This is a genomic window from Stenotrophomonas sp. NPDC077659 (assembly GCF_050268705.1).
Lineage (GTDB): Bacteria > Pseudomonadota > Gammaproteobacteria > Xanthomonadales > Xanthomonadaceae > Stenotrophomonas.
Genome location: NZ_JBNNHG010000096.1, coordinates 1 through 14,198 on the forward strand (window position 1 = coordinate 1; position 14,198 = coordinate 14,198).

Below are 14,198 nucleotides of genomic sequence, written 5' to 3' on the forward strand. Positions count from 1 at the left end.
CCATCGGCGCGCAGCTGTTCGGTCAGGGCCCGGCATTCCTCGGCCAGGTCCAGGGCTCGACGTCGTCGGCCAGCGGCAGCTTGCGCATGTGGACCTTCAGGATGTGCTCGCGGCCCTTCACGTCCGGCAGGCCGACCACGACCTGGCGGTCGAAACGGCCCGGGCGCAGCAGCGCCGGGTCCAGCACGTCCGGACGGTTGGTCGCGGCGATGACGATCACGCCCTCACCTCCCTCGAAGCCGTCCATTTCGACCAGCAGCTGGTTCAGGGTCTGCTCGCGCTCGTCATGACCGCCGCCCAGGCCAGCACCACGGTGGCGACCGACGGCGTCGATTTCGTCGATGAAGATGATGCACGGGGCGTGCTTCTTGGCCTGCTCGAACATGTCGCGCACGCGGCTGGCGCCGACGCCGACGAACATTTCCACGAAGTCCGAACCGGAGATCGAGAAGAACGGCACCTTGGCTTCGCCGGCGATGGCCTTGGCCAGCAGCGTCTTGCCGGTACCCGGCGGGCCCACCATCAGCACGCCGCGCGGAATCTTGCCGCCCAGCTTGGTGAACTTGGACGGGTCGCGCAGGAAATCGACCAGTTCGCCCACTTCTTCCTTGGCCTCGTCGCAGCCGGCGACGTCGGCGAAGGTGACCTTGATCTGGTCCTCGCCCTGCAGCTTGGCGCGCGACTTGCCGAAGGACATCGCGCCCTTGGCGCCGCCGCCGCCGCCCTGCATCTGGCGCATGATGAACAGCCAGAAGCCGATGATCAGGATGACCGGCAGGAAGTTCATCAGGATGGCTGCGAAGGAAATGCCGCTGGACGGCTCTTCCTGCACGATGTCCACGTTCTTGGTGCGCAGCACGTTGATCAGGTCGCGATCAGCCGGCGCGGCGATGGTGGCCGTCTGGCCGCCACGGGTCGTGTAGGTGATCTGGTTGGTCAGGCCGCGCGAATCGCCACCGAAGGTGACCTTCTGCACGTTGCCGCTGTCCACCTGGTCCAGGAACTGCGAATACGTCGCGCCCTGCGCCGCGGCCCCGGAGGACTTGGGCGAGAAGCTCTGGAAGACCACCATCAGCACGACGGCGACGACCACCCATAGCAGGAGGTTCTTGGTCAAGTCGTTCATCCTCATTGGCTCCGGCGTTCCTCTTAGTGCGGGTCTTGCGTTGGGGTCGAGCGTACTCGGCGAGCTTACTTCATGTGGGCGCGTTTTCCCTGTCCCAAGGCATATACCTCGGGCGAGCGCTTGCGCGAGGCTTCCGGCTTGCGGATGGAGACCTTGTCGTACCGGCGGCGCATCTCGCGCACGTAGTCATCAAAGCCCTCGCCCTGGAACAGCTTGATCAGGAACGCCCCACCGATCTTGAGGTGGTTGTCGGCGAAGTCCAGCGCAAGCTCGGCCAGGTGCATCATCCGCGGCTGGTCGACCGCGCCCACACCACTCTTATTGGGGGCCATGTCCGACAGAACAAGGTCTACCGGCTGATCCCCGAGCATGGCTTCAAACTGCGATAGGACGGTTTCTTCCCTGAAGTCACCGTGAAGGAACTCCACGCCGGCCAGCGGCGGCATGTCCAGAATGTCGAGGGCCAGCACCCGGCCCGTGTCGCCGATCTGTCTCCGGACCTGCTGAGACCAGCCGCCCGGGGCCGCGCCTAGGTCGACCACCACCATGTGCGGCTTCAGCAGCCGGTCACGTTCGAGCAGCTCTTCGAGCTTGTAGGCCGCACGCGAGCGCATGCCTTCGGCCTGCGCCTTCTTCACGAAGGGGTCGGAGAAGTGTTCCTTGAGCCAGCGCTGGCTGCTTTTGCTACGGGTGGCCATTGGAAATAGGGGCTGATGGGGTCGTCATGATACCCTGATCGTCCCATTCAACCGCCTTTTCCTGCATGTCCATCGCCCTGACCGCTTCCCAGACCCGTTTCCTGCGCGGCCAAGCCCACGACCTCAAGGCCCTGCTGCAGACCGGCGGCAAGGGCATCACCCCGGCCTTCATCGCCGAGCTGAACGAAGTCCTGGAACGCCACGAACTGGTCAAGGTGAAGGTTGCCGCCGAGGACCGCGACGCCCGTGACGCGATGATCGCCGAGATCGTCGAAGCCACCGAGGCCGCGCTGGTGCAGCGTATCGGCCACGTGGCGGTGCTGTACCGCCCGAGCAAGGAACAGCGTCAGATCGTGCTGCCGCGCGGCTGATCGCCCTGCCCCATGCAACTGAACCACGAACCACCTGATTATGCCTACAGCCTGCGCGCTGCCGACGGCCGCTCGGCCAAGGTCAATGATCTTGTGCTGGCACAGAGCTTTTTCCTGACCCCGGACCAACTGGTCCAGCAGTGGCCGGTGCGCCAGGCGGCCGAGCTGCAGCTGGCGGACATCGAGGCGATTCTTGCGCTGAATCCGGCGCTGATCGTGCTGGGTACCGGCGACCGCCAGATATTTCCTTCGGCCGCGGTGATGGCCGCCTGCCTGTCGCGTGGCATTGGCCTGGAAGTCATGAACAACCCGGCCGCTGCGCGCACGTTCAATATTCTTGCCGGCGAAGGCCGCAAGGTTGCCGCCGCCTTCATTTTGGAAGGTTGAGGGCGGAGCCGCCGGGCGTGGCCCGGATCAGATCACGACACCTGTAGCGCCCGAGCCGACGCTCGGGCGTTTTTGCTGGATCGCGAAGAGCAGCCGAGCATGGCTCGGCTCTACAGACAGCGCCGGAGCGGATGCTCGGGCCCCGCCGCCTCGCGGCACAAAGGCCGCCGGGCATGGCCCGGCGCTACACGATCAACGCGCCGGCAGATACTGCTGCGGGTCGACCGGCTTGCCGTTGTAGCGGATCTCGAAGTGCAGCATGTCGCGGTTGGCGCCGGAGCGGCCCATCTCGGCGATCTGTTCGCCGGCCTTGACGTTCTGGCCTTCGTTGACCAGCCGCTTGCGGTTGTGGCCATAGGCCGACAGCCACTGGTCGCTGTGCTTGATGATGATCAGTTCACCATAGCCCACCAGGCCGGCGCCGGAGTACACCACCACGCCATTGGCGGTGGCGCGCACGGCAGCGCCGCTGGCACCGGCGATGTCCACGCCCTGCTTGGTCGCATCACCGGCCACATAGCGGCCGACAATCGCGCCGTCAGCCGGCCAGCGCCAGTCGATGTTGCTCTTCACCGGACCGACCGGCGCCGTGGGCGCGGGCGCCGGGGCGGTCGTCGCTGCGGTGCCGCGCGGAGGAGTCACCACCGTGGTCGGTGCGCGGCCGGCGGTAGCACCGGCCGGGTACAGGCGGATGACCTGGCCCGGATAGATCTGCGACGGGTTGTCCAGGCGGTTCCAGGCGATCAGGTCGGCCGGGGTGATGTCGTGGATGCGGGCCAGCGCATAGATCGTGTCGCCCTTGCGCACGACCACGGTCTGCCCGGGCTTGGGCACCGACGTCTTCGGGGTGCGGACAGCGCTGCCACCGCTGCTGCTGCCAGGGCGGACCACGGTGGCGGTGCCACAGGCGGCCAGGGTGGATACCAGCAACGCCAGCGCGCCCACGCGCACTCCCTTGCTCAGACGATCTGCACTCATGCGAACTTCGACCTCCATACAAGCCAGGCAACCAGCCCTACCACCAGCGCGGTGGCGATCCAGCCCAGCGGTTCAATCCAGCGACGCAGCGCCGCTTCGGCACGCGCACCACCGATACGAATGACCGCAGCGAGCACGTACACGCGCTTGCCACGACCGATCAGCATGCTCAACAGATACTGCGGTATCGGTACGCCGACGATACCCGATGCCCACGTGAAGACCTTCATCGGGATGGGCATGAAGCCGCCCAGTACCAGGAAGGTGAACACCGCCCACGGCGACTCGGCCATCTTCGCCTGCACGGTAGCGATGCCCTGCTCGATCGCCGGCAGCATGCCCAGCATCTCGAACAGCGGTTTGATTGCCTCGAAAGCAAAATGGCCCAGTGCATAGCCGACCACGGCGCCCACCATGGAGCCGGCCAGGCTGAGCGTGGCGAACCACCAGCCGCGCCTGGGCTGGGCCACGCACATCGGCGCCAGCATCACTTCCGGCATGACCGGGAAGATGATGGCTTCAAAGAAGCTCAACACCGTCAGGTAGGTCGGCGCGCGCTCGTGCGCCGCCCACTTCATCGCCCGCTCGTACAGCGGCCCGAAAATCTTCATGCAACCCTGCTCCGTGGATTCAATCGAGCATGCCAGACAGCAGCGGCACGAACGTGACCGGCGCCAGCACGCGTTGTTCAATGCTGCCGTCGGCCTTGCGATCCAGCTGCACCAGCGACTGCCCGCCCGGGCCACCCACCGGCGCCACCAGGCGCCCGCCGACCGCCAGCTGCTCGACCAGCGCATCGACCAGGGCCGGTGCCGCCGCAGTGACCACCACCGCATCGAACGGACCATGCTCGGCCCAGCCGATGCGGCCATCATCGTGCTTGGTACGGATGTTCATGCCCAGCGCACGGAAGCGCTTGCGCGCCTGCCGCAGCAGATCACCGATGCGCTCGACGGTGTAGACCTCCAGACCCACGGCGCCGAGCACGGCAGCCTGGTAGCCCGAACCCGTGCCCACTTCCAGCACAGTCTTCGGCGACACCTGCAGCACCGCCTCGGTCATCCGCGCCACCACCCATGGCTGGGAGATGGTCTGGCCGTGGCCGATCGGCAGCGCGGTGTCTTCGTAGGCGCGAGAAGCCAGCGCCTCGTCGATGAACAGATGCCGCGGTACCACCCGGATCGCGTTCAGCGTGGGCTCGTCGACGATGCCGGCCTCGCGCAGGCGGTCGACCAGGCGGTCGCGCACGCGCTGCGAGGTCATGCCGATGCCGACGGCTTCCGGTTGCAGGCGCAGGCGTGGGCTCATGCCGGCGGATCCAGCGCGGCGCTGAGGCCACCAACCCAGCTGGCCACCTTCTCCAGCGCCTGGTAGCGGGTCAGGTCGACCTGGATGGGGGTGATCGAAATGTGCCCGCTACGCACCGCATGGAAATCGGTGCCGGGGCCGGAATCCTGTTCGCGCCCGGCCGGGCCGATCCAGTACACCTCGTTGCCACGCGGATCCTTCTGCGCGATGCAGCCTTCTGCGCGATGGCGGTTGCCGAGCCGGCTCACTTCGAAGCCCTTGACCTCATTCCACGGCAGGTCGGGCACGTTTACGTTGAGAATGGTATCGGCCGGTAGCGGATCGGCCTTCAGGCGGGCGACGATCTCCACTGCGGCACGCGCGGCGGTCTCGAAGTGCTTCGGGTCGTGGTTGCGGGTCACCAGCGAAACGGCCACCGCGGGCAGGCCGAGGAAACGACCTTCCATGGCCGCCGAGACAGTGCCCGAATAGATCACGTCGTCGCCGAGATTGGCGGCATTGTTGATGCCTGAAACGACAATATCGGGCTCGAACTCAAGCAGACCGGTCAGCGCCAGGTGCACGCAGTCGGTCGGGGTGCCGGCCACCGAGACGGTGTAATGGTCGATGTGCTTCACCCGGATCGGCAGGTCCAGGGTCAACGAATTGCTGGCGCCGGAACGATCGCGGTCGGGCGCGACCACCGTGACTTCATGGCCGGCCTCGCGCAGCACCGTGGCAAGCATCCGGATGCCTGCGGCGTCGACGCCGTCGTCGTTACTGACCAGGATGCGCATCTTCGATTTAACCGCTTGATTTTCCAAGAATTCGATTCCGTCACCTTGTCGCGTGGGCGGGACCGGCCGGGCCCCTGGCGGGTGCCGACGATCGCGCAAGTGCGTCGGGTATTGTGCCGCAAGCGGGCCGCCGGTCCTACCCTGCCAGTGGTGATGGGCGTCATCGAATCGACATGGGCAGGCCCGCGCAGGCGGTTTACCCTGTGCGCATGTCGCACCCTGAAGATGAAGATCCGGCCGCCCTGTTCCGTGCGGCCATCGGCGAAGTGAAACCGCTGCGCAAGGAGGTCGAGCCGGCACCCGCCGCGCCACGGCCGAAACCGCGCGCGCGAATGGCTGAACGCGACGAAGCCGAAGCGGCGGGTGAGTTCGCCCGCCTGCTGCGCGACAGCAGCCCGCTGGAAGCCGGCGACACCGCCAGCTACCGCCGCGACAACCTGCCCCCGCGGATGTTCCAGCGGCTCAAGCGCGGCCAGTATTCGGTGCAGGACGAACTGGACCTGCATGGTGCCACCGCCACGCAGGCCGAGGCATTGCTGCGCCAGTTCCTTCTGGAGGCGCACGCGCACGAATACGGCTGCGTGCGCATCATCCACGGCAAGGGCCTGCAGTCCGACGGTGGCGCACCGGTGCTGAAGAACCTGGTCGACCGCCTGCTGCGGCTGCGCAACGACGTGCTCGCGTTCCATTCGGCACCGACCGGCCAGGGCGGCACCGGCGCTGTGCTGGTGCTGCTGGCGCGGCGCTGACCCCAGCATCCACGCGATGAAATGCTCATCCACGCATGGCGTGGATCTACTGCGGCATCGGATGTACACACGACTCGCCAGCCAGTAGATCCACGCCATGCGTGGGTCCCGTCGCGCCCGGCAATCAGGCCTGCGAGGCGTCTTCGACCGGGCCGAGTTCGTGCAATACGGCGGTGGCGTAACAGCCCGGCGGCAGTGCAAACGACAGTTCCAGTACGTCAACGGCCAGCCACTGGTGCTGCAACAGCGCCGGACGCAGGCGCAGCGCGCGGCGCTCCTGCTTCAGGCGGGCGCCTTCCAGGCCCACTCGCAGCGCCTGCGATTCCTCATCGTCAAGCGCGGCCAGCTCCAGCGCGCGGGCGGCGCCGGTGCTGCGCAGTTCGCCCTCGCCCCACAGCGGTGCGCTGGGGTGGATGTCGAAACGCGCCAGGCGCTCGGCCAGCACATCGGTATAGGGCTCAGGACCGAACACGCTGCGGCTGCCATCCAGCATCCACACCTCGCCATCCAGCGGCTGGTCCCAGCTGCCCTGCTCCACGCGCGCAGCCAGCACGCGGTTGAACAGCGCCGAGCGCGCAGCCGACAGCAGCAGCGACCGCTGGTCCTGGCGCATGCGGCGGCCACCGAACATCGCCAGCGCGGCCGGCACGTTGCCGCCGTCGCGACCGAAGCGCTGTTCACCGAACCAGTTCGGCAACCCGCGCGTGGCGATCTGCTGCAGGCGCTCATCAATGGCTGCGGCATCGCCCTGCACGTCGCGCAGCACCAGCTTGAAACGGTTGCCGGCCAATGCACCACGCTGCAGCTTGCGGTTATGCCAGGTGGCATCGATCACTTCGATCTCGTCGCTGGCCAGCGCGGCCAGATCCGGCGCCACACGCTTTGGCAGGTGCACGCTGAAACGCTGGGTGGTGACCGCGTTGCGGTCCTTCATGCCGGCATAGCTGACACCCATTTCCGGCAGGCCAGCCCACTTCGCCAGCGCCTTGGCCACGTGCACGGTATTGGCGCCACGCTTGCGGATGTGCAGCAGAAGATGCTCGCCTTCACCAGTCGCTTCGAAGGCAGGCAGTTCGTCGACCTGGAAATCCTCCGGCGTGGTGCGGATGCACGCGCTCAGCAGTGGCGCGCCAAACGCCAGCGGCAACGGGATCATGCGGCCACCAGCAGGACCACGGCCTGCGCGGCAATGCCCTCGCCACGGCCGGTAAAGCCCAGCTTCTCCGACGTGGTGGCTTTGACGCTGACCGCATCCAGCGGCAGCTGCAGCAGGCCACCGATGCGTTCACGCATCGCCAGCGCATGCGGGCCAACCTTGGGCCGCTCGCAGATCACGGTGATGTCGGTGTTGCCGACGCGCCAGCCGCGCTCGCGCAGCAGGCTGTCGCAGTGGCGGACGAAATCACTGCTGTCCGCCCCCTTCCAGCGGTCATCGCTGGGCGGGAAGTGCTGGCCGATATCGCCCAGCGCGATGGCGCCGAGCATGGCATCGCACAGTGCGTGCAGGATGACGTCGCCATCGCTGTGGGCCACCACGCCGCAGCTGTGCGCGACGCGGACGCCGCCCAGCATGATGTGGTTGCCCTCACCGAAGGCATGGACGTCGTAGCCCTGGCCGATACGGACGGGCGGGAACGGAGCAGTGCTCATGGATGCAACCCTTGCAGCAGGGCCGCGCGGGCGATCAGCCGGCGCGGCGGGAAAGTACGAATTCGAAACGGTCGAGGTCGGCCGGGGTGGTGACCTTGAAATTGTCCTCGCTGCCTTCCACCAGCAGCGGGCGCTGGCCCTGGCGCTCCATGGCCATGGCCTCGTCGGTGACGTCGACACCGCTGGCAGCAGCCGCGCCCAGCGCGCGGACCAGCTGGTGGCGGCGGAACAGCTGCGGCGTCAGCGCGCGCCACAAGCGTTCGCGCGGCTCGGTGCCATCGATGCCACCATCGTCGCCGGCACGCTTGAGGGTATCGCGCACGGGTGCGGCGAGGATTGCGCCCACCGGGTCGGCACGCCCCACTTCCAGCAGGCGCCCCAGATCGGCCAGCGACAGGTTGGGCCGCGCGGCATCATGCACCAGCACGAACTCATCGGCCCGCACGCTGTCGGGCAGAGCCTGCAGACCGGCCAGCACCGAGGCGGCACGGGTGGTCCCACCGATGCAGGTCATCACCGGCTTGCCGGACCATTCACTCCAGCCCGGCCAGTCCGCATCGTCCTGGCCGATGACCACCATCGCGCCGGCCACGGCCGGGTGCGCCAGCAACGCATCCAGGGTGTGCGCGAGCAGGGTCTGTCCGCCCGCCTGCAGGTACTGCTTGGGCAACGGCGCGCCGAAACGGGTGCCGCGCCCAGCGGCCGGCACAACCGCCCAGATGGCCGCGCTCATGGCACGTCCGCCGGGTGGTCGCCGACCTGCGCGGCCATCGGTGCAGGCTGCACCGGACGAACCGGTGCATCCTCCACCACGCGGTAGAACTTCTCGCCGGGCTTGATCATGCCCAGCTCGCTGCGCGCGCGTTCTTCGATGGCGGCCTGGCCTTCCTTGAGGTCCTTCACTTCAGCAGCCAGCGCATCGTTGCGCTGCTGCAGACCTTCGTTGTCCCGTTCCTGGTTGGCGACCTGGGCTTCGAGCATCATCACTTCACCCGAATTGCCCGGGCCGAACCAGAAACGGTACTGCAGCCATGCCAGCAGCAGGGCCAGCACCAGCAGCAGCCAGCGCCAATCGCGCATGGGCTCAGCGCTTCAGCGACACGAACGCGTCACGACCGGCGTAACGCGCGCCGGCGCCGAGGGCTTCCTCGATGCGCAGCAGCTGGTTGTACTTGGCCACGCGATCGCTGCGGCACAGCGAGCCGGTCTTGATCTGGGTGGCGGTGGTGGCCACGGCGATGTCGGCAATGGTGGTGTCTTCGGTTTCACCCGAACGGTGCGAGACCACGGCCGCGTAGCCGGCACGGTCGGCCATGGCGATCGCTTCCAGGGTTTCGCTGAGGGTACCGATCTGGTTGACCTTGATCAGGATCGCGTTGGCGGTGCCCGAGTCGATGCCTTCCTGGAAGATCTTCGGGTTGGTGACGAACAGATCGTCGCCCACCAGCTGCACCTTCTTGCCGATGCGGTCGGTCAGCAGCTTCCAGCCGGCCCAGTCGTTCTCGGCCAGGCCGTCTTCAATGGTGATGATCGGGTACTGCGCGGCCCAGTCGGCCAGGAAATCGACGAACTGATCGGAGGTCAGGCGCTTGTTCTCGCCCACCAGGTTGTACTTGCCGTTCTCGAAGAACTCGCTGGAGGCCACGTCCAGGCCCAGCAGCACGTCTTCACCGGCGGTGTAGCCGGCCTTGCCGATCGCTTCCAGGATGGTGTCCAGCGCTTCGACGTTGCTGCGGAAGTCCGGCGCGAAGCCGCCTTCGTCGCCCACGGCGGTGCTCAGGCCGTGGCCCTTCAGCACGGACTTCAGCGAATGGAAGATTTCAGTACCGGCGCGCAGGGCTTCGGAGAACGAGGCGAAGCCCACCGGCAGCACCATGAATTCCTGGAAGTCGACGTTGTTGTCGGCATGGGCGCCGCCGTTGATGATGTTCATCATCGGCACCGGCAGCGACGGAGTGGCACCGGTCTTGCCGGCCAGGTACTGCCACAGCGCCTGCTTGCTGGAAGCAGCGGCGGCGTGCGCGGCGGCCATCGACACGGCCAGCAGCGCATTGGCGCCCAGGCGGCCCTTGTTCTCGGTGCCGTCCAGATCGATCAGGCGACGGTCCAGGCCGGCCTGGTCGGTGGCTTCAAAACCCTTCAGCGCATTGGCGATGGCGCCGTTGACGTTGTCGACGGCCTTGCGCACGCCCTTGCCCTGGTAACGGGTCTTGTCGCCGTCACGCAGCTCGACCGCTTCCTTGGTGCCGGTCGAGGCGCCGGAGGGAACCGCGGCGCGACCAAACGAACCGTCCTCCAGGATGACTTCGGCTTCCAGCGTGGGGTTGCCACGGCTGTCGAGGATTTCACGGGCGTGGATGCTGCGGATCGTACTCATGAGCGGACCGGTTACCTGTCTGGAAGAGGGAATGCGACAAATGTGAAATGCCGCGTGATTATCCCCGGCTGCCCGTCGCTTGCCAAATGGTGTGATCGGCCACCACTGGATCGCCCCCCCCCTGCACCAGCCCCACGGCCAGCTGCGCCATTGCCGCCGACGACGCAGGGCTTCCCGCGCCGCCCACGGGTCCGGCTTCACGCGAAGCGCGAGAAACCGTGCTTCTTGGTCACCGCGTCGAGCTCCATCAGGGTCTCGAGCAGGGCTTCCATCTGGTCCAGCGGCCACGCGTTGGGGCCGTCGGACAGCGCCTTGGACGGATCCGGATGGGTCTCAGCGAACAGGCCGGAAATGCCCACCGCCACCGCGGCACGCGCCAGCACCGGCACGTGCTCGCGCTGGCCACCGGAACTGGTGCCCTGCCCGCCCGGCAACTGCACCGAATGGGTGGCATCGAACACCACCGGGCAGCCGGTGTCACGCATCACCGCCAGCGAACGCATGTCGCTGACCAGGTTGTTGTAGCCGAAGCTGGCACCACGCTCGCAGACCATGATCTGCTCGTTGCCGGTGGACTTGGCCTTCTCCACGACCGGCTTCATGTCCCACGGCGCCAGGAACTGGCCCTTCTTGATGTTGACCGGCTTGCCGGCCGCGCACACCTTGCGGATGAAGTCGGTCTGGCGGACCAGGAAGGCCGGGGTCTGCAGCACGTCCACCACCGAGGCCACCTCGTCCATCGGGGTGTACTCATGCACGTCGGTCAGCACCGGCACGCCGATCTGCTTCTTCACTTCGGCCAGCACCTTCAGGCCCTCTTCCATGCCCGGGCCGCGGAAGGCGGTCCCCGAGGTGCGGTTGGCCTTGTCGAAGCTCGACTTGAAGATGAAGTTGACGCCGAGGCGGTCGGTGATCTCCTTCAGCTTGCCGGCGGTATCGAGCTGCAGCTGCATCGACTCGATCACGCAGGGGCCGGCGATCAGGAACAGGGGCTGGTCCAGCCCGACCTCGAATCCACACAGTTTCATGGCGTTTCCTTGTTGTCCGCTGCGCCGGCCGGGCCGGCGCGCTGGGGTTGAAGCATGCAGGATGGGGGCCGAAGCCCCCCTTCACAAGTCAGGCGCGGGCTTCGGCCAGCAGCGCGCCACCGGCCTTGCGCTCACGCGCGGCACGGATGAAGCCGATGAACAGCGGGTGGCCATCGCGCGGGGTGGACAGGAACTCCGGGTGCGCCTGGCAGGCCAGGAACCACGGGTGCGCGTCACGCGGCAGCTCGACTACTTCGACCAGGGTGTCGTCCATCGACTTGCCCGAGATCACCAGGCCGGCATCTTCCAGCTGGGTGCGGTAGCGGTTGTTGAACTCGTAGCGGTGGCGGTGGCGCTCGGCCACCACGTCCTTGCCGTACAGCTCACGGGCCAGCGTGCCCGGCTTCAGGCGCTGCTCCTGCAGGCCCAGGCGCATTGTGCCGCCGAGGTCGCTCTTGTCATCGCGCTTCTCGACGTCGCCGGTGGCGGTGCGCCATTCGGTGATCAGGCCGATCACCGGGTCCGGCGACTGGCGGTCGTTCTCGGTGCTGTTGGCGTTTTCCAGGCCCAGCACGTGGCGGGCGTAGTCGACCACCGCCGCCTGCATGCCGTAGCAGATGCCGAAGTACGGCACGCTGTTCTGGCGGGCGAACTGCGAGGTCAGCACCTTGCCTTCGAAGCCACGGTCACCGAAGCCGCCCGGCACCAGGATGCCGTCGACATCGGCCAGCGCGGCCATGTCGGTGCCTTCCAGTTCCTGCGCTTCCAGCCACTTCAGGTTGACCTTGGTGCGCTGGCGCAGGCCGCCGTGCTTGAGGGCTTCGCCGACCGACTTGTAGGCGTCCTGGTGGTCGACGTACTTGCCGACCACGGCGATGGTCACTTCGTCCAGCGGGTGCAGGGTCGCGTCGACCGCGTCTTCCCACATCGTCAGGTCGACCGGGCCGGCCTTGTCGGCCAGCTTCAGCTGGTTGACCACGATCTCGTCCAGGCCCTGCGCATGCAGGCCGGACGGAATGCGGTACAGCACGTCCACGTCCGGCACGCTGATGACGGCGCGTTCGGAGACGTTGGTGAACTGGGCGATCTTGCGGCGCTCCGAATCCGGCACAGCCTGCTCGGAACGGCACAGCAGCACGTCCGGCTGGATGCCGATCGAGCGCAGTTCCTTCACCGAGTGCTGGGTCGGCTTGGTCTTCAGTTCACCGGCCGCGCCGATGTACGGCACCAGGGTTAGATGCATGAACAGCGCCTTTTCGGGGCCGCGCTCGGTACGGACCTGGCGGATCGCCTCCAGGAACGGCAGCGACTCGATGTCACCCACGGTGCCGCCGATCTCGACCAGGGCCACGTCGTAGCCTTCGGTGGCTTCGTCGATGCAGCGGCGGATCTCATCGGTGATGTGCGGGATGACCTGCACGGTCGCGCCCAGGTAGTCGCCACGGCGCTCCTTGCGGATGACGTTCTCGTAGATGCGGCCGGTGGTGACCGAATTCTTGCGGCTCAGGCGGGTGCGGACGAAACGCTCGTAATGGCCCAGGTCGAGGTCGGTCTCGGCGCCGTCGTCGGTGACGTAGACCTCACCGTGCTGGAACGGGCTCATGGTGCCCGGGTCGACGTTGATGTACGGGTCGAGCTTCATCATCGTGACCTTCAGGCCACGCGCTTCGAGAATGGCGGCCAGTGACGCAGCGGCAATACCTTTGCCGAGCGAGGACACCACGCCGCCGGTTACGAAAATCAAGGGAGTCATGGCTGCAAGCATCCTGTCTGGAAATGGAAAACGGCAGCGCCACGCCTGCCCGAAGGGCGGGCGTGGAGCAGAAAGGGGGTTTTCCGGTTCGCTGGGGCAGCGAGGGAGGCGCGGGACCGGTCGGCGGCAGGCGCCGGACGGGGACCATCGTGCGAGGTCGGGGCGGCCGTGCCGGCCAATTCGACCGTCACCTGCGACCCGCATTGCTGGAGGCCACGCATGGCCGGTCCAGCCCATTCGCAAATGGTGGACACGCACTACTCCCGGAAAGCCATAGTTTACAGATAGATGGCCGCCAACCCAAGGGGCAGATGGCGTCACCACCCAAAGAAAACGCCCCGCAGTGCGGGGCGTCCAGGGGCCAGAGCCTTGCGGCGGCAGCCTCGGCGGCGGAAGCCTTACTTCTTCTTCCTCGCCTCTTCCTCTTCTTCCTGCTGCGGCGCCGGCTGGCCCTTGGCCTTCATTTCGGCATTGGCCTGCGCACGGCGCTTGGCCTTGGCGTCCGCTTCGGACTGCGCGGCCTTGTCGGCCTGGTCGCCCTGCTGCGGCGCCGACGGGCCGGCGTTCTGCGCCATCACCAGCGGCACCGCAACGGCGGCAGCGGCCAGGATCGCAATGGTCAGCAACTTCTTCATGGAGTCCTCCTCGCGTATGGCTTGGACATGGGGGCGCCGGCGTTCAGATTCCAGCGGCTGTCATTTTACCCCCTCCCCGGCGCCGAGGCTGAACCGCAGGCGTGCAAAATCCACGTCCACACCGCACACTTGCGCGTCGCTCCGCGCTTTGAAGATAGATGAACGCACGCTATAACGCCGCCGATATTGAAGTCCTGTCCGGCCTGGACCCGGTCAAGCGCCGTCCTGGCATGTATACCGACACCGCGCGCCCGAACCACCTGGCGCAGGAAGTGATCGACAACTCGGTGGACGAGGCCCTCGCCGGTCCACGCCGTCGGTGCCGTGCAGGGCCTTGCAGGCCCGGTTGAGCTCGGTGCGCA

The 14,198-nt window shown here is 66.9% G+C and carries 17 protein-coding genes and 1 pseudogene; 4 read left to right on the forward strand and 14 right to left on the reverse strand.

The annotated features are described in order from the left end of the window. Positions 1-52 precede the first annotated feature (52 nt). Together ACQKDV_RS13455 and rlmE are read right to left on the reverse strand one after the other, a co-directional pair. Positions 53-1,126, reverse strand: a pseudogene (locus ACQKDV_RS13455) (ATP-dependent metallopeptidase FtsH/Yme1/Tma family protein); the annotation flags it as partial. A gap of 65 nt (positions 1,127-1,191) precedes the next feature. Further along, positions 1,192-1,824, reverse strand: coding sequence for a 23S rRNA (uridine(2552)-2'-O)-methyltransferase RlmE (gene rlmE / locus ACQKDV_RS13460; RefSeq protein WP_427784274.1), 633 nt, complete (start codon positions 1,822-1,824; stop codon positions 1,192-1,194). A gap of 65 nt (positions 1,825-1,889) precedes the next feature. Between rlmE and yhbY the strand changes: the two genes are divergently transcribed. Both yhbY and ACQKDV_RS13470 read left to right on the forward strand, forming a co-directional pair. Next, positions 1,890-2,195: a ribosome assembly RNA-binding protein YhbY gene (gene yhbY, locus ACQKDV_RS13465; protein ID WP_313441936.1), complete on the forward strand. Its 306-nt coding sequence runs from the start codon at positions 1,890-1,892 to the stop codon at positions 2,193-2,195. Between the two features lie 12 nt (positions 2,196-2,207). Then, the gene (locus ACQKDV_RS13470; RefSeq protein WP_427784276.1) at positions 2,208-2,582 is read left to right on the forward strand and encodes an Mth938-like domain-containing protein; all 375 of its coding nucleotides are present in this window, start codon (positions 2,208-2,210) and stop codon (positions 2,580-2,582) included. 192 nt (positions 2,583-2,774) lie between these two features. On the opposite strand, the gene ACQKDV_RS13475 is transcribed toward ACQKDV_RS13470, so the two are convergent. The 4 genes from ACQKDV_RS13475 to surE are packed head-to-tail and all read right to left on the reverse strand — an operon-like array spanning position 2,775 to position 5,644. Continuing rightward, complete coding sequence (locus ACQKDV_RS13475; RefSeq protein ID WP_427784278.1) at positions 2,775-3,560, reverse strand: peptidoglycan DD-metalloendopeptidase family protein; 786 nt, start codon at positions 3,558-3,560, stop codon at positions 2,775-2,777. Further along, positions 3,557-4,171, reverse strand: a complete 615-nt coding sequence (locus ACQKDV_RS13480) for a YqaA family protein (RefSeq protein WP_427784280.1) — start codon at positions 4,169-4,171, stop codon at positions 3,557-3,559. The genes ACQKDV_RS13475 and ACQKDV_RS13480 overlap by 4 nt, the downstream gene beginning before the upstream one ends. A gap of 19 nt (positions 4,172-4,190) precedes the next feature. Continuing rightward, positions 4,191-4,868 carry a protein-L-isoaspartate(D-aspartate) O-methyltransferase gene (locus tag ACQKDV_RS13485; protein WP_427784282.1) on the reverse strand — a complete coding sequence of 226 codons (678 nt, stop codon included), beginning with the start codon at positions 4,866-4,868 and terminating at the stop codon, positions 4,191-4,193. Next, positions 4,865-5,644, reverse strand: a complete 780-nt coding sequence (surE, locus tag ACQKDV_RS13490) for a 5'/3'-nucleotidase SurE (RefSeq protein WP_427784298.1) — start codon at positions 5,642-5,644, stop codon at positions 4,865-4,867. Before surE ends, ACQKDV_RS13485 begins: the two co-directional genes overlap by 4 nt. A gap of 209 nt (positions 5,645-5,853) precedes the next feature. Between surE and ACQKDV_RS13495 the strand changes: the two genes are divergently transcribed. Next, on the forward strand, positions 5,854-6,393 hold the full coding sequence (locus ACQKDV_RS13495; protein ID WP_427784283.1) for a Smr/MutS family protein: 540 nt from the start codon (positions 5,854-5,856) through the stop codon (positions 6,391-6,393). Positions 6,394-6,517: 124 nt separating this feature from the next. On the opposite strand, the gene truD is transcribed toward ACQKDV_RS13495, so the two are convergent. The 8 genes from truD to ACQKDV_RS13535 form a co-directional block, all read right to left on the reverse strand. Further along, positions 6,518-7,549: a tRNA pseudouridine(13) synthase TruD gene (gene truD / locus ACQKDV_RS13500; protein ID WP_427784285.1), complete on the reverse strand. Its 1,032-nt coding sequence runs from the start codon at positions 7,547-7,549 to the stop codon at positions 6,518-6,520. Continuing rightward, positions 7,546-8,043, reverse strand: coding sequence for a 2-C-methyl-D-erythritol 2,4-cyclodiphosphate synthase (gene ispF, locus ACQKDV_RS13505; protein ID WP_427784287.1), 498 nt, complete (start codon positions 8,041-8,043; stop codon positions 7,546-7,548). The genes truD and ispF overlap by 4 nt, the downstream gene beginning before the upstream one ends. 34 nt (positions 8,044-8,077) lie before the next feature. Continuing rightward, positions 8,078-8,776, reverse strand: coding sequence for a 2-C-methyl-D-erythritol 4-phosphate cytidylyltransferase (gene ispD, locus ACQKDV_RS13510; RefSeq protein ID WP_427784289.1), 699 nt, complete (start codon positions 8,774-8,776; stop codon positions 8,078-8,080). Continuing rightward, positions 8,773-9,123, reverse strand: coding sequence for a cell division protein FtsB (gene ftsB, locus ACQKDV_RS13515; RefSeq protein WP_427784291.1), 351 nt, complete (start codon positions 9,121-9,123; stop codon positions 8,773-8,775). Before ftsB ends, ispD begins: the two co-directional genes overlap by 4 nt. A 4-nt stretch (positions 9,124-9,127) precedes the next feature. After that, positions 9,128-10,420 carry a phosphopyruvate hydratase gene (eno, locus tag ACQKDV_RS13520; RefSeq protein WP_427784293.1) on the reverse strand — a complete coding sequence of 431 codons (1,293 nt, stop codon included), beginning with the start codon at positions 10,418-10,420 and terminating at the stop codon, positions 9,128-9,130. Between the two features lie 197 nt (positions 10,421-10,617). Beyond that, a complete protein-coding gene (kdsA, locus tag ACQKDV_RS13525) occupies positions 10,618-11,448 on the reverse strand; it encodes a 3-deoxy-8-phosphooctulonate synthase (protein ID WP_079221430.1) in 831 nt (276 codons plus the stop codon). Positions 11,449-11,536: 88 nt separating this feature from the next. After that, positions 11,537-13,201, reverse strand: coding sequence for a CTP synthase (locus tag ACQKDV_RS13530; RefSeq protein ID WP_427784295.1), 1,665 nt, complete (start codon positions 13,199-13,201; stop codon positions 11,537-11,539). Positions 13,202-13,599: 398 nt separating this feature from the next. Next, positions 13,600-13,836: a hypothetical protein gene (locus ACQKDV_RS13535; RefSeq protein WP_427784296.1), complete on the reverse strand. Its 237-nt coding sequence runs from the start codon at positions 13,834-13,836 to the stop codon at positions 13,600-13,602. Between the two features lie 158 nt (positions 13,837-13,994). On the opposite strand from ACQKDV_RS13535, the gene ACQKDV_RS13540 reads away from it, so the two are divergent. Next, positions 13,995-14,186, forward strand: coding sequence for a hypothetical protein (locus ACQKDV_RS13540; RefSeq protein WP_427784299.1), 192 nt, complete (start codon positions 13,995-13,997; stop codon positions 14,184-14,186). Positions 14,187-14,198: the final 12 nt, after the last annotated feature.

Bases quoted from the DNA above. Each gene is read 5' to 3' on its own strand.
- ACQKDV_RS13485 (WP_427784282.1), bottom strand. From the start codon at position 4,868: ATGAGCCCACGCCTGCGCCTGCAACCGGAAGCCGTCGGCATCGGCATG.
- ftsB (WP_427784291.1), bottom strand. From the start codon at position 9,123: ATGCGCGATTGGCGCTGGCTGCTGCTGGTGCTGGCCCTGCTGCTGGCA.
- ACQKDV_RS13475 (WP_427784278.1), bottom strand. From the start codon at position 3,560: ATGAGTGCAGATCGTCTGAGCAAGGGAGTGCGCGTGGGCGCGCTGGCG.
- ispF (WP_427784287.1), bottom strand. From the start codon at position 8,043: ATGAGCACTGCTCCGTTCCCGCCCGTCCGTATCGGCCAGGGCTACGAC.
- ACQKDV_RS13495 (WP_427784283.1), top strand. From the start codon at position 5,854: ATGTCGCACCCTGAAGATGAAGATCCGGCCGCCCTGTTCCGTGCGGCC.
- eno (WP_427784293.1), bottom strand. From the start codon at position 10,420: ATGAGTACGATCCGCAGCATCCACGCCCGTGAAATCCTCGACAGCCGT.
- kdsA (WP_079221430.1), bottom strand. From the start codon at position 11,448: ATGAAACTGTGTGGATTCGAGGTCGGGCTGGACCAGCCCCTGTTCCTG.
- rlmE (WP_427784274.1), bottom strand. From the start codon at position 1,824: ATGGCCACCCGTAGCAAAAGCAGCCAGCGCTGGCTCAAGGAACACTTC.
- surE (WP_427784298.1), bottom strand. From the start codon at position 5,644: ATGCGCATCCTGGTCAGTAACGACGACGGCGTCGACGCCGCAGGCATC.
- truD (WP_427784285.1), bottom strand. From the start codon at position 7,549: ATGATCCCGTTGCCGCTGGCGTTTGGCGCGCCACTGCTGAGCGCGTGC.
- ACQKDV_RS13480 (WP_427784280.1), bottom strand. From the start codon at position 4,171: ATGAAGATTTTCGGGCCGCTGTACGAGCGGGCGATGAAGTGGGCGGCG.
- ACQKDV_RS13540 (WP_427784299.1), top strand. From the start codon at position 13,995: ATGAACGCACGCTATAACGCCGCCGATATTGAAGTCCTGTCCGGCCTG.
- ACQKDV_RS13530 (WP_427784295.1), bottom strand. From the start codon at position 13,201: ATGACTCCCTTGATTTTCGTAACCGGCGGCGTGGTGTCCTCGCTCGGC.
- ACQKDV_RS13470 (WP_427784276.1), top strand. From the start codon at position 2,208: ATGCAACTGAACCACGAACCACCTGATTATGCCTACAGCCTGCGCGCT.
- yhbY (WP_313441936.1), top strand. From the start codon at position 1,890: ATGTCCATCGCCCTGACCGCTTCCCAGACCCGTTTCCTGCGCGGCCAA.
- ACQKDV_RS13535 (WP_427784296.1), bottom strand. From the start codon at position 13,836: ATGAAGAAGTTGCTGACCATTGCGATCCTGGCCGCTGCCGCCGTTGCG.
- ispD (WP_427784289.1), bottom strand. From the start codon at position 8,776: ATGAGCGCGGCCATCTGGGCGGTTGTGCCGGCCGCTGGGCGCGGCACC.